General features: G+C 54.9%; 13 protein-coding genes and 1 tRNA gene. 8 read left to right on the top strand and 6 right to left on the bottom strand.

Going from position 1 to position 12,820, the window contains the following annotated elements:
• Nucleotides 1–185: 185 nt before the first annotated feature.
• Both V6936_RS05960 and V6936_RS05955 read right to left on the bottom strand, forming a co-directional pair.
• Nucleotides 186–1,232, bottom strand: a complete 1,047-nt coding sequence (locus tag V6936_RS05960; protein WP_003801154.1) for an NADP(H)-dependent aldo-keto reductase — start codon at nucleotides 1,230–1,232, stop codon at nucleotides 186–188.
• Between the two features lie 71 nt (nucleotides 1,233–1,303).
• Nucleotides 1,304–1,798 carry a YkgJ family cysteine cluster protein gene (locus tag V6936_RS05955; RefSeq protein ID WP_275694034.1) on the bottom strand — a complete coding sequence of 165 codons (495 nt, stop codon included), beginning with the start codon at nucleotides 1,796–1,798 and terminating at the stop codon, nucleotides 1,304–1,306.
• Nucleotides 1,799–2,179: 381 nt separating this feature from the next.
• Here V6936_RS05955 and V6936_RS05950 point away from each other — a divergent pair.
• A tRNA-Val gene (locus V6936_RS05950) sits at nucleotides 2,180–2,256 on the top strand.
• A 156-nt stretch (nucleotides 2,257–2,412) separates the two neighbouring features.
• Here the strand turns inward: V6936_RS05950 and V6936_RS05945 are convergent.
• Nucleotides 2,413–3,021, bottom strand: a complete 609-nt coding sequence (locus V6936_RS05945) for a tyrosine-type recombinase/integrase (RefSeq protein ID WP_336579571.1) — start codon at nucleotides 3,019–3,021, stop codon at nucleotides 2,413–2,415.
• Between the two features lie 315 nt (nucleotides 3,022–3,336).
• Between V6936_RS05945 and V6936_RS05940 the strand changes: the two genes are divergently transcribed.
• Nucleotides 3,337–3,546, top strand: coding sequence for a cold-shock protein (locus tag V6936_RS05940; RefSeq protein WP_003800472.1), 210 nt, complete (start codon nucleotides 3,337–3,339; stop codon nucleotides 3,544–3,546).
• 996 nt (nucleotides 3,547–4,542) lie between these two features.
• On the opposite strand, the gene trhA is transcribed toward V6936_RS05940, so the two are convergent.
• A complete protein-coding gene (gene trhA, locus V6936_RS05930; RefSeq protein WP_003800468.1) occupies nucleotides 4,543–5,163 on the bottom strand; it encodes a PAQR family membrane homeostasis protein TrhA in 621 nt (206 codons plus the stop codon).
• Nucleotides 5,164–5,571: 408 nt separating this feature from the next.
• Between trhA and V6936_RS05925 the strand changes: the two genes are divergently transcribed.
• Nucleotides 5,572–5,745, top strand: a complete 174-nt coding sequence (locus V6936_RS05925) for a YegP family protein (RefSeq protein WP_003800466.1) — start codon at nucleotides 5,572–5,574, stop codon at nucleotides 5,743–5,745.
• A 237-nt stretch (nucleotides 5,746–5,982) separates the two neighbouring features.
• Here the strand turns inward: V6936_RS05925 and V6936_RS05920 are convergent, their stop codons facing one another.
• The gene (locus V6936_RS05920; protein ID WP_336579568.1) at nucleotides 5,983–6,996 is read right to left on the bottom strand and encodes an Lrp/AsnC family transcriptional regulator; all 1,014 of its coding nucleotides are present in this window, start codon (nucleotides 6,994–6,996) and stop codon (nucleotides 5,983–5,985) included.
• Nucleotides 6,997–7,074: 78 nt separating this feature from the next.
• On the opposite strand from V6936_RS05920, the gene V6936_RS05915 reads away from it, so the two are divergent.
• Both V6936_RS05915 and V6936_RS05910 read left to right on the top strand, forming a co-directional pair.
• Complete coding sequence (locus V6936_RS05915) at nucleotides 7,075–8,379, top strand: MFS transporter (protein WP_003800463.1); 1,305 nt, start codon at nucleotides 7,075–7,077, stop codon at nucleotides 8,377–8,379.
• Between the two features lie 79 nt (nucleotides 8,380–8,458).
• Nucleotides 8,459–9,886: an amidase gene (locus tag V6936_RS05910; RefSeq protein WP_219235969.1), complete on the top strand. Its 1,428-nt coding sequence runs from the start codon at nucleotides 8,459–8,461 to the stop codon at nucleotides 9,884–9,886.
• A 196-nt stretch (nucleotides 9,887–10,082) separates the two neighbouring features.
• On the opposite strand, the gene V6936_RS05905 is transcribed toward V6936_RS05910, so the two are convergent.
• Complete coding sequence (locus V6936_RS05905; protein WP_039943113.1) at nucleotides 10,083–10,487, bottom strand: RidA family protein; 405 nt, start codon at nucleotides 10,485–10,487, stop codon at nucleotides 10,083–10,085.
• 236 nt (nucleotides 10,488–10,723) lie between these two features.
• Between V6936_RS05905 and V6936_RS05900 the strand changes: the two genes are divergently transcribed.
• The 3 genes from V6936_RS05900 (at nucleotide 10,724) to V6936_RS05890 (ending at nucleotide 12,788) form a co-directional block, all read left to right on the top strand.
• Nucleotides 10,724–11,143, top strand: a complete 420-nt coding sequence (locus V6936_RS05900) for a GFA family protein (protein ID WP_003800456.1) — start codon at nucleotides 10,724–10,726, stop codon at nucleotides 11,141–11,143.
• Nucleotides 11,144–11,268: 125 nt separating this feature from the next.
• Nucleotides 11,269–11,808, top strand: a complete 540-nt coding sequence (locus V6936_RS05895) for a lipocalin family protein (RefSeq protein WP_003800454.1) — start codon at nucleotides 11,269–11,271, stop codon at nucleotides 11,806–11,808.
• Nucleotides 11,809–11,978: 170 nt separating this feature from the next.
• Nucleotides 11,979–12,788, top strand: coding sequence for an ABC transporter substrate-binding protein (locus V6936_RS05890; RefSeq protein ID WP_003800452.1), 810 nt, complete (start codon nucleotides 11,979–11,981; stop codon nucleotides 12,786–12,788).
• Nucleotides 12,789–12,820 lie beyond the last annotated feature (32 nt).

Genomic DNA, 12,820 nt, shown 5'->3' with positions numbered 1-12,820 from the left:
TGCTCAAATTGAGCATAAATGATTTAAAAAAATGGCCGCGGTGAAACATCGAGCGAAAAGGAAAATTGTTTTTTGTTATGCTTTTTTTGAGCATAATTAAAAAATCAATGCTTCGCAAGCACAAGGACAGATTCAGTCAGAAAAAGGAGACCCCGCGTCATGACATTGAAGCGGGGCCAAGTCCCTTACGGCGCCGGATTGGGCGTGTGGTGATGAATGGCGTTGATTTTGCTGATCAGTTCATCATTGAGCTGAACATCCACGCTGGCAATGTTTTCGCGCAATTGCTCCAGGGTGGTTGCACCAATCAAGTTGCTACTGGTAAAGGCTTGCTGGTTTACCCATGCCAAAGCCAGCTGAGTCGGTGTCAGACCATATTCACGGGCTAGCTCGTTGTAGGCCAACGCGGCCTCACGAGCCCGCGGCGCGTCATAACGCGTGAATCGGTTGTACCGTGTCAAGCGACCCTTCTCGGGGCGTGCGCCGTGATCATATTTGCCGGTTAGCACACCCATCGCCAAAGGCGAATAGGCCAGAAGCCCAAGTCCTTCATAGCGACAAAATTCGGACAGGCCCTCTTCAAACACCCGGTTCAGCAGGTTGTAGGGATTCTGGATGGTGGCAATCAGAGGCAGGGACTGGGTGCGCGCCAATTCCAGAAAGCGGGAAACCCCCCAGGGCGTTTCATTGGAAACACCGATATGCCGCACCTTGCCTTGACGTACAAAGTCGTCCAGTACCGCCAGAGTTTCTTCAATAGGGACGGTGTCTTCCTCTTTCCAGGGGTAACTGCGCTGCCCAAACGTAACCGTGCTACGGTCTGGCCAGTGCAACTGGTACAGATCCAGGTAGTCGGTTTGCAGTCTGCGCAGACTGTCATGCAGGGCTTGTTCCAGATTGTTGCGATCCAGGCTTGTGCTGCCATTACGGATGTGTCCGGGACGCTTGGGGTCGCGCTGCGGACCGGCAATTTTGCTGGCCAACACAATATCCTTGCGACGGCCCGTTTTCGCCAGCCAGGTACCAATATATTGCTCGGTCAAACCCTGTGTGGCTGCCATAGGAGGGACAGGGTACATTTCGGCGGTATCCACCAGATTTACCCCCAGCTCCAAGGCAAGGTCCAGTTGAGCGTGCGCCTCGGCCTCGCTGTTTTGTTCCCCGTACGTCATGGTGCCCAAACCAATCAGGCTGACGTCCAGATCTGTATTGCCCAGCTTGCGGTATTCCATCTACTTCGACTCCCGAAAACGCAGGGCCGGGCGGCCCTACAAATCGTGCATGGTAGCGTATTTACCAGACGCTATGCGGCTTCATCATGCTCGGGCAAGGCGGGCGGAGCGGGTAAGGGACGTTTGGGCAGCAGGGGCAAACCGTGCTTGGCCCGCAGACGTTGGCAGTCGACGTTGGGGCTGCCATCCAGTTCCCAGATCTGATAGTCGCGACAGGGGGTAGGGCGATCCGGGTAAATGGCGCAATGAATGCCTGGCTGACCCAAGGTGCCCCGCAAGGCAATGCAACGACCCTCACCTTGTTCTGTGCCTTTCATGCACGCGCGCAGCGGCCCGACCTGGGTGGTCAACTCGACCGGAACGGTCCCGCCCGTCTCGCCACTTAACTCGCCACTATAGAAGGAAACCCGAAAGTGTGAGCAGCACACCCCACAGCTCAAACAGGGGTTTTCGTCGAAAATCTCATCATTGGGGGGCGTATAAAGCACCGTTTCCAGCGTTGTTTCTTGAACGCCAGGCAAGTCAAGCAAAGTAGTGGGGGTAGGCGGGAGAGAAGAGCAAGTCATGTGCGTGGATGTCCCGTAGTAGCCGCAAATTCGGTTCAGATCAGATCGCGTATCTGCAGGCGTAAAGCATTTATTTTATTTTTGCGCGAAGAACTTGAATAGAAAAATCGTGTATGCCCCCAGGGGCGTGATGCTGAGGCGAGACAGAATTGATGTATCCATATGTATCTTGTGATGAGTTGAGCAGAAAACACCCAAAATTTTTTGGAACGATAGGTTTTCGTTTTATTCTAAGTAAAACAATGGCTTGGAGCTTATTCTGGGGATTTTGATGCGTTCGAGCGGATAGGTGGAGAAAAAAATAAGGGATTTTTTATGGAAAAACGCAAAATAGTGTTGACAGCCTCATAGGGAAGATCTATTATTTTATTTCTTCACCGCAGGCGGTTAGCTCAGTTGGTTAGAGCGCTACGTTGACATCGTAGAGGTCGCTGGTTCGAATCCAGTACTGCCTACCAGAATATATGCACACAGCTCCAAGCTGTGCCAAGAAAAGCCCCAAAGATCAATACTTTGGGGCTTTTTTGTTGCCCAGCGTTCCAAGCTGCGCCAAGCCCCGCCAAGGTATTTTGGTGGCATGAATGGGGGCACGGACGGAACGAATGGGGGCATGGCTATTTTGGCGCTTTCTCCAACTGCGCGTCCAGGTAATCCGACCACCATTGCATCAGGTCATGGCGCCCGGCCATGTACTGAGCATGGTTGTAGGCACGGCGCACCTTGTTGCGATCACGGTGTGCCAGCTGACGCTCAATCACCTCTGAGCAAAAACCGCTTTGCTCGTTCATGATGGTGGAAGCCAAGCCACGAAAGCCATGGCCCGTCTGCAGGCCGCCAAATCCCATAATCTTTAAAGCCCGGTTCATCGTCTCGCTGCTGATAGGCGTAGAGCGAGGATTGTGCACACCCGGAAAGAGAAACGCATGCCGGCCGGATAGGCTGTACAGCGAATCAAGAATTTGTAGGCTTTGGCGGGACAGGGGCACCAGGTGATCCGCGGCGCTTTGTTTTTGAGTCAGCCGGCCTTTCATGCGCTCGGCGGGGATGGTCCATAAGGCGTTGGCCATATCGAATTCTTCCCAGCGCGCCCATTGCCGCTCGCTCGTGGGTGGGGTGGGGCTGTAATTAAATGAGGGAGCAGCGGGTGGGCTTCGCAATATAGGCGCTGTTACGCTCAGCCACAGCCCGTGTGCGCATGGACTGTGCACTGCAAGCGCTGTCATGCATAACCCCGTGAGGTTTGCGCCGCGTCAGGCTCCATTGAAAGGCAAGAGGCTTAGCCTGTGCCTGTCGCTGCATCTACGCGTAGGCCGTGACCGCCATGTCCGGGGATCTAATCCTATCGTTCGCGGTACTCTCGTTGATCATGACAAGGCAGTTTTGATATTGAAATGCTTGAGGGAGTGGGAAGGCGGTGGCTGCAGAGCCAAGATTGAACGCGGTTTGGCTATTTAGTTTGTAACAGCGCTATCTATATCTCTGAATAAGGTCCATAGTGTGTTCAGGGAGATTTTTCCCTTGAACAATTAGGACATACATTGAAAACAGAAATTGGTATCGTGAAGTGGTTCAACAACGAAAAAGGCTTCGGCTTCATCGCACCGGAAAGTGGCGGTAAAGACCTCTTCGCACACCACAGTGAAATTCAGGGTACTGGGTTTAAATCTCTCGAAGAGAATCAGCGAGTTTCTTTCGTTGCAGGCGCTGGCCAAAAAGGCCCTTGCGCTACCCAGATCCAAATCGTTTGATCCCCTGCTTGCCTTCTTAGGCAAGTGTTGAGTTGATCGGTTAAGGCCGGACCCTTTGAAACATTGGGTTCGGCCTTTTCGTATGCAAGTGCCCCTTGCCCTCATCCAGGCATGGTCCGCGACGATGCATCGGCGTCCCTGACCCTCTGTCAATGAGGGTGTTTCTGGCAGAGACGACGCTGTGAGCATGATAGGGAAGGGCATGACAAGCTGGTTCTCAACCTCCATCCATACACGCCTCTTGTTGAAATAGACGCGCTGTTGGTAGCTTCAACGCCTAGCGTTGAGAATAAGGTAACGGCGCAGTGGTTGGTGATAGAATCGCGCATTTAATAATGTCAAATAGTCAAATAATGAGAAAATAAATGCACTAACACTAGGTGCCATCGCTTGTAGCATGTTGATCGGTAGCGCCCACGCTCAGACGAGGGTGTCCTGTGAGCAGGAAGTGAGAGAGGTCAACCAGTTTCTCTCAGAGCAAGGGATGCCGGTCATCAATGACGTGAAGGCGCTTGTCCATGTGCTTCGCCAAATAAAGCAGTACGAAAGGCTTCCTCCTCAGTACCTGACAAGTAACGAAGCAAGGAGACTGGGGTGGTCTGGGAAGGCTTCAGACAGTCTGTGGGGGCTTAGGGCAACCAATCAGAAATTGATAGGAGGGGACGCTTTCAGAGGCCCAGGCTTGCCCGCTAATGTGCAGTGGCTCAGTGCTGACCTGGATGTGTCGCGAGGCTATCGCGGTAATAAGCGCTTGATTTACAGTCCCGAAAGCCCGATAAGCTTTATCAGCGTTGATAACTATCGGAATTTTGTTGGGTTATCTCCCTGTCATTAAAGCGATTGTGTTTGTCAGGTTGCTATGAGGGGCCTTGTAGGACAAGCGTGGCGCTGATCATTATCAGCGTCGAAGCAGAGCTACCCATGGGGAGCCGCTTGGGTAGGCCAGCGCTTCGTACAAGCGCCTGATCATCAGGGAGTGGTTGGCTGGAGTTGGCTTTACATCACCACGTATTGGGATATGGCCAGGAAATGTGCTGCACTGCCCGCCAGTACAAATAAATGCCAAATGCCGTGCCAATGTCGGAAGCGCTCGTCAAACACGAAAAAAACAATGCCGGCAGTATAAATTGCCCCTCCTGCCGCCAACCAGGAAAAGCCCTGTGAGCCCAGACTGGATGCCAGGGGCTCCAGCGCCAGCAAGACAATCCAGCCCATAAGAGCGTAAATGACCAGCGACAAGACGCGTGCTGGCGAACGTGGACGGATATCCTGAAGGATACCGATGAGAGCCAGACCCCAGACCACGCCGAACAGACTCCATCCCCAAGGTCCTCGCAGCGTTACCAGGCAAAAGGGGGTATAACTTCCCGCAATCAGCAAATAGATGGAAAAGTGGTCCATCTTGCGAAATACGCGTTTGGCTCGTCCCTGGAAGCAGTGGTACAGCGTGGAGATCAGGTAAAGCAGGACAAGCGTAGTGCCATAGATGGCTGTGCTGGTAATGCGCCAAGGGTCGCCCGTAAAGCTTGCCATGACCAGCAGCCAGGAGACACCGCCGATGGCCAGAACCGCGCCGATCAAATGTGACCAGGCATTGAATCGTTCACCGTAATACATGATTCCCTCTTCTCTCCGAACACAGGGCAGGCACAATGGAAGACTGTTGCCGAAAGGGAAAAGCTTAGTGCATCGCTTCGAAGCCCGTATTGGTGTTGATCAAGTCCGCGCAATACCTGGGGCATGAACCGCCGTGTTTTTTAATTTCTTGCCGTACGGCGCCGTTTTTGGCGATCGTGCTGTTTTTGTGTTGGCTCCAAGCTTATTCCCTTACGGAAATGGGGCTCGTGCGGTGTCCGCATACTCCGTCAGGTTCAAAGTGGACGCCGTGTTTCCTAGCCTAGCGCTGTGGCCTGTTTGGCTAACCCGACAAGGCGATGCTGTCAGGTAAACCCCAATGTCTGCTGAACCTGTCTGGCCCTAGGATAGCAGCAGCGCAATGTGCGTTTTTACTCTGGGAGGGTCATCATGAAATTTGTGCTTTACAAGGACAAAGGGGGTGAATGGCGCTGGCGGTTCAAGGCGGCAAACGGCAATATTATTTGCGTCAGCTCGGAAGGCTATACCAGTAAGCAGAGTGCTCAAAACAGTATTGAGTCGGTCAAGAAAGGAATACCGGATGCGCCAGTTGTGGAGGAATAGATAGGGGCCCTTGTTGCCCCTTCTTCGTTCAGTCGGGAACGTGGACGAGAGCTCAGCCCGCCTGTCCGTGTGTCTTTTTATCTTGGGCCTTGCCATTACGCCGTCGCCTGGCGGAGGCTTCCTGCAACGGCGGTGCAGACAGGTACGGTGTGTGAACAGAGTCGTCGCCGCCTGCCATTGGGCAGGCTCATGGCTTGGACGAGAGAAACAGGACGGCGCGGTCAACACGCCGTTCTGTCATTCGTGCTCCATTTTTTGTTCTTGGGCGTTATCTTGGCTGCGTACGATGCCGCAGCGCTTGTGGGCCTGCATGACCACAGCCACGTTGCTGTTGAGCACGCCTTCTATTTCCCCCAGCCGACGCGTCACTACATCCCAAAGCTGGAGGCTGTCGCGGCAAAGCACGTGCCAGAAAAGTTGGGAAGGGCCACTGGTGCCAAAGAGACAACGGGTATTGGGGTCCTGGGCCAGGTGTGCTGCCAGCGTATTGGCCGCCTGAGGGCGCACTTGTATCGAAACCACAGCTTCAACCGGAAAGCCTACCAAAGCGGGCTCCACTTCGACCCGGAAAGACAGCGCTTTACGCTCTACCAGATGCTGTAAAAGCCGTTGCGCGGTCGGTTCGCTTACGCCAGCCTGCTCGGCCAAATCGGCCAGGCTGGCCCGACCATCCCTTTTTAACCCATTCGCGATTCGGTGTTCGGCTTCGGTCAGTGCCAGGGGAGCGTGCGTGGAGTGGCTGTCGGTCGTGTCTGCTGGCTTGGCCTGTATGCGCCACTGACCTGCCCGTCGAAACGAGCGTAGTACCAGGCGTGCATCGACATGCTCGACGCCGGGCATGCAGGGAAGGCTGCGGGTCACCAGTTCGGGCATGTCTGCCTCATCGGCAAGTGTCAGTTCGGCCATCAAGTCTGCGGAGCCTGCCAAGGTGACCACCAATTGGCAGTTTTCCATTTGGGCCAGTTTTTCGGCCACGAAAGGAACTTGTCCGGCATGACAGCGCATCCAGGCATGCAAGACCACCCCCTTGCCAGTGGTCAACGGGTCGGTTTCGGCAATGACGCGCAGGGCGCCTGTTTCCAAAAGGCGCTTGATCCGTCTTCCCACTGTACGTTCGGCGATGCCGGCGGCCGCGCCGAGCTCTCGCCAGGAGGCGCGTGGCTCTGCCTGCAAGGCAATCAGGCAGGCCAGATCGGTGTCATCGAGAGTGGGTAGCAAGGGTTTACCCTTGCTTGACGTGACCATATTCATCTAATTAACCTTCTTCAATTGCTAAAAAATAAACTTTTTAAACCTGTTTTGACCAAAAATAAACAAATTGAGGAATTCATGAGCACTCCCTCTCTACGTCCGAGCGCCCCGACAGGAGTGGACCCCGTTCCGGTTTCGCGCGTTCGCACCATTGTGGCAGGTAGTGTAGGCAACGCGGTTGAATGGTTCGATTGGACCATTTACGCCTCCTTCGCTATCTTTTTTTCCAGTCAGTTCTTTCCTGAAGGAAATGAAACCACGGCACTGCTGGCCAGCTTTGGTATTTTTGCAGTGGGTTTTTTCATGCGTCCCATCGGCGGCTGGCTGCTTGGTATCTTCTCCGACCGTTACGGACGCAAAGCCGCTTTAGGACTGACTATCCTGATGATGGCCGGAGGGTCGCTTATTATCGCAGTAACCCCGACCTATGCGGCAATCGGTTTGGCGGCTCCTCTTTTATTGACCCTTGCCCGTCTGTTGCAAGGTCTGTCTTTGGGAGGAGAGTATGCCTCGGCAACAACTTTTCTGACCGAGATGGCGCCGCCCCATCGCCGCGGTTTTTACTCCAGCTTTGTTTTCTTCAGTGCGGCGGTCGGCATCCTGGCGGCTTCGGCCGTAGGGTGGGTGCTGACGACCTGGTTGACGCGTGCGGAAATGGCCGCCTGGGGTTGGCGTATTCCGTTTCTGCTGGGGGCATTGGGCGGGGTAGTGGGTCTGTGGATTCGACGCTCGATTCCCGAGACCGAGGCTTTTTCCGAAAGCAAGAAAGCAGGGGTTGAAAAGCAGCCTTTGCGCACGTTGCTGCGTGATTACCCCAGAGAAGTGCTGCGCATTATCGGTTTTTCCGTGCTGACAACCTTTGCGTTCTATATTTTTGTCGCCTATGTGCCGACCTATGCCATCCGCCATGTGCAGGCCGATCCCAAGGTTGCATTTGCCGCCAATACTGTGGCCTTGATTGTGTTCATGGTGGTCCAGCCCTTGTTCGGTGCCTTGTCCGATCGGATCGGACGCAAACCACAATTAATCGTTTTTGCGGCCGGGTACCTGTTCTTCTTTTATCCGCTGATGAGCACGTTGGGCCCGTCTTTCGGTTCTATTTTGCTGGTGGAGCTGTTTGGTCTGGTCCTGTACGCCATGTATACCTCGATCGGCCCAGCGATTATGTCTGAGCAGTTCCCGACCAGCGTCCGGGCGGTTGGCATCGGTGCCCCCTATAACCTGATGGTGGCTTTGTTGGGAGGCACGACGCCTTATCTGTTGACCTGGTTGCAAAGCAATGGCCTGGAACGATGGTTCTTTTACTATGTGTTGGCTGGCGCGCTAATTACCTTGGTCACCTTTATACGTATGCCCGAGACAGTCGGACAAAAATTGCGCTGATCGCGCCTGTTTAGCCCGGTGTCTGGCCGGGTAGTAGACACAGCCCGCGATGCGGGCTGTGTGATTTTCAGGAAACCCCATGTTGAAACAAGATGTCGCCCTTCATTTTCGAGATGCTCTGGAGATTGGGCAGGAGATTCGGCAGGGCCGCTTAAGCGCCCGCCAGGTTGCCACGTATTTTCTGGATCGTATCGAGCGTGCAGCCGAGCTCAATGCCTTTAGTGTCATCACGGCCGAACGCGCCCTGGCCCAGGCGGACGCGGCCGATCGTTTGCTGGCGGCGGGCATTGTGCTGGGACCCTTCCATGGTGTGCCCGTGGCCGTCAAGGACAGTGTGCAATGGGAGGGTACCGAGGCGACTCTCGGTTCGCAAAGCCGGGGCGGCAAGCTTAGTACCGAGACGGCAGCTGTCCTGCGCTCCTTGATGGCGCACGGTTTGGTGGTGCTGGGCAAAACCCGGATGACCGAGTTCGCCTTTGGCTTATCCGGGCAGAATCCTAGCCAGGGCACGGCGCGCAATCCCTGGGATGCGGTCGTCGCGCGTGCTCCGGGGGGCTCCTCCAGTGGCAGTGGGGTGGCGGTAGCGGCTGGTCTGGTGCCGATGGCCATGGGAGGCGATACGGGCGGCTCAGTACGTGCTCCTGCCACACTTAATGGCCTTGTCGGTTACAAGCCTTCGACCGGCGTGATCAGTTGTGCAGGCAGCTTGCCTTTGTCTGCGACCCTGGATGTTCTGGGACCCATCGCGCGCAGTGTGGCCGATGCCCGTCAAGTGACGGCGCTGTTGGCAGGCCCGGACATTGCCGATCCTTCGACGCTGGCGTTGCCTGCCGGGTGTGTGGCGGCCTTGCGCGCACCTGTTGCACCGATACAGGGTTCGATTGCCGTGCTGGACGAGACGGACTGGCCCACTATGTTGGACCATGACACACAAACGAGCTGGCATTCCACGCTGGAGCGCTTGCAGGAGGCAGGCGTATCACTGCAGACCTGGGCACCGCCGCCGGATTGTTCTTTTGCCCGACTGGCTGAAGATAATTCGATTGTGCTCGCTTACGAGGCCTATCAATATTACGGTGAGCTCGCTGCCGATCCTCGACACGACCTGTGGTCAGTGGTGCGGGAACGCATCCTGGCGGGGGGGCGGATTGATAGAGCGGCTTATGAAGCGGCTTTGCAACGACGCACAGCCGATATGCAGGCGTTTGCGCAGGCGATGCATGGCTTTGCAGCGTTACTGATGCCCGCCTGCGATCAGGTGGCTCAGCCGCTCGATCCTGAAGATGTACGGCATGCTGGTTTGGGCCGCTTGCTGCGCCCCGGCAATTTTTTGGGAGCAGCCGCTATTTCTCTGCCCACCGGGCTGGATGGGCACGGTTTACCTACGGGCATTCAATTAATGACTCCGCGGGGAGGTGATGCGGGTTTGCTCGATTGTGCGCACGGGGTTGAACACGCGCTTGGCCGACTTTCCCGCCATCCGGATTTGACGGCGTGGGGGCTGTAAAAAAACTGCTCGAGCCCGCCTGCAGCTCTTTGGGTGCTCCCCGTTCCCCACTCAGGGCGCAGGCTCTGTTTTCAGTAGTGCCCTTAGCAAGGTGAGCCCACACACAGGCTCTGGAGACAGAGAGCAAAAAAAAGACCTCGGTTCGATACCAGGTCTTTTTTTGCGCTCAGCATTTAAAAATGCATAGTGCGCGCGATCAGTCCAGCATGGCCTCTGCTTCAATCTCAATCAGCCATTCGCGTCGGGCCAGGCCGTTGATCAGAATCCAGGAGGAAGGGGGGGGATTGACCGGAAAGCGTTTCAATAATGCGGCGGCAATCTCATCCTGCTCTTGGGGTGAACTGGCATCTTCCCGAATAAAAATTCGCAGCATGATTACCTGATCGATCCGGCCGCCCGCTTCGGCCAGAACCAGTTCTATATTGTCCAGAGCGGCTTCTGTCTGTTCACGCATACCACCGCTGACGGTTTGTTCCTGGGCGTTGACGCCCACTTGCCCGGACAACATGACACGGCGTTGGCCGGTGACAACCAAGCCTTGGCTGAAACCGTATTGCAGAGAATTGAATACGGTGGAGGGGTTAATAGCGCTTTTAGTCATCTTCATCAATACATAAAAGGTCAGTTGAGGCGGTGTGTTCACACGCCATCCTCCTACCTTGGGGCTGTCTGGTAGAAGACAAGGGCTGTGTGGAAAATAGATACCGGCCCGGGCAGGGATTCACCAAGAGGGCTCACAAGACTGGAGGCGTAGTGCGGAGACACCTTACATCGAGTTTCCCTTGTTCGACCGCGCAGCCGCTAGAATGAGTTCACGTCCTAGCCACGGAGGCGTTTATGACGAGTGATCAAACCCGGATTCAGGGCACGTGTTTGTGTGCTGCGGTGTCAATCAGTATTGCGCAGCCCAGCCCGACAATCAGTGCTTGCCATTGCAGTATCTGTCGAAACTGGACGGGAGGCCCGTTCTTTTCATTGGAGACGCATGAGAGCCCTGTCATTGAGGGCAAAGAGCATGTCAGGTCTTATGCTTCCTCGGAATGGGCGCGGCGTAGTTTTTGCGCTGTCTGCGGCACGCATTTATTCTATGAGCTCAAGGCAGGTGGCTTTCATGCTATTTCGGCCGGCCTGTTCAAAGAGAGCGGGCAATGGCCGTTTGAACTGCAGGTTTTTATCGATGAGAAACCAGATAATTATCAGTTTGCCAATTCAACACGGCAGATGACCGGCGAGGAGGTGGTGAAGCTGTTTTCCTGATTGTTTGCGCTGTCCTGGCAGTCGGGTCTGGAAGCCGGCTGCTCGCCCTGCCCGGGCAGCGCTGTGAAAATCGTAAGAGAAGGTCGGCGGAAATAGTCTTTGATTCGTGTTCAAGGGGAGTTCTGATGAAAAAAATTATGGTGCTATCACTATCTGTCACCTTAGCGGCCTGCGCCACCTCGCAGGCGGACCTGGCGACACAAAAAGACGTGGACTTGAACCAGTACATGGGTACCTGGTATGAGCAGGCACGGTTGCCCAACAGTTTTCAGCGTGAGTGTGTCGGGGACGTGCAGGCCAATTATGTGATGGCGGCAGACAAAACCATCACGGTCACCAATCGCTGTCAGGGTAGCGATGGTCAGGTCAAAGAAGCGGTGGGGCAGGGCAGGCTGGCCAGTAGCGTTAATCCAGCTGATCCGGCGGTGCTGGAGGTGCGCTTTGCTCCGAAATGGTTGTCCTGGCTCCCGATGGTCTGGGGAGATTATTGGATCATGAAGCTGGAAGGAGACTATCAGTATTCTCTGGTTGGAACTCCAGACCGGAAATATCTGTGGGTCTTGTCCCGAGACAAGCAGGCTGATCCCAAGACGGTGAGCCAGTTGCTGGACTATGCGGCATCACAGGGTTTTGCCGTGCAAAAGGTGATTCCGACGAATCAATAGTCGCCTTTTAAGGGGCGGGGTCGCCGCAGCAGCACAGTTTTGCCTCTCTCCTTACATGTTTTGGTTATAAGCATGGGGAGATTTGATCGTTTTGAAAGGCTGACGGCTGTGGTCGAATGGCACGACGGTATGTATCGGACGTGCCATTTTTTTTACGGAATGTTTTTATTATGAAGTCGTTTTTAAGCATTGCCGCAACCCTTACCCTGGCGTTGGTGGCTGGAGTGGCCCAGGCTGACCGTCTGGATGACATCAAGAAAACGGGTGTCTTGAAAGTCGCGTCTTTCGACAGCAATCCACCGTTTGGTTTTGTGGATCAGAAGTCCCGTCAGATCACGGGTCTGGATGTGGATTTTGCTCAGGCTCTGGCGGACAAGCTGGGCGTGAAGCTGGAAGTTTTGCCGACCAACCCAGCCAATCGTGTGCCGCTGCTGACGTCCAATAAAGTGGATCTGGTTCTGGCCAACTTTACGATTACCGAAGAGCGCGCCAAACAGGTTGATTTCAGCATTCCGTACTTTGCATCGGGTCAGCAGTTCTTGGCCAAGAAAGGCGTCTTGTCCTCGCCCGAGCAATTGAACTCGCTGCGTATTGGTGTCGACAAAGGCACAGTCAATGAGATCGTCCTGCGTGAAAAATACCCCCAGGCCAAGCTGGTTGCCTATGACGATACGCCTTTCGCCTTTACCGCCTTGCGTAACGGCAATGTGCAGGCTATCACACAGGATGGCCCCAAGCTGATCGGCCTGTTGGCCAATGTGCCGGACAAGGAAAACTATGAAATCCCGGCCTTTAGCATTTCCGAGGACTTGATCGGTATTGGTATCCCCAAAGGCGAGACAGCACTGAAGTCCTTTGTGGATGAAACCTTGCTGGAGCTGGAAGCCCAGGGCAAGGCACAAGCCATTTATGACGTTTGGTTTGGTCCTCAATCCAAAACACCGCTGGAGCGTTTGTACCGCATCGGTCAGCAACAGTAAGTCGCCACGTGCTTGCAGGCCAGCCTTGCATG

The sequence above is a fragment of the Alcaligenes sp. CHO6 genome (assembly GCF_037120595.1).
GTDB lineage: Bacteria > Pseudomonadota > Gammaproteobacteria > Burkholderiales > Burkholderiaceae_B > Alcaligenes > Alcaligenes ammonioxydans.
The sequence above is the reverse complement of the archived record's forward strand: the minus strand, read 5'-3'. Positions and strand labels throughout refer to the sequence as shown.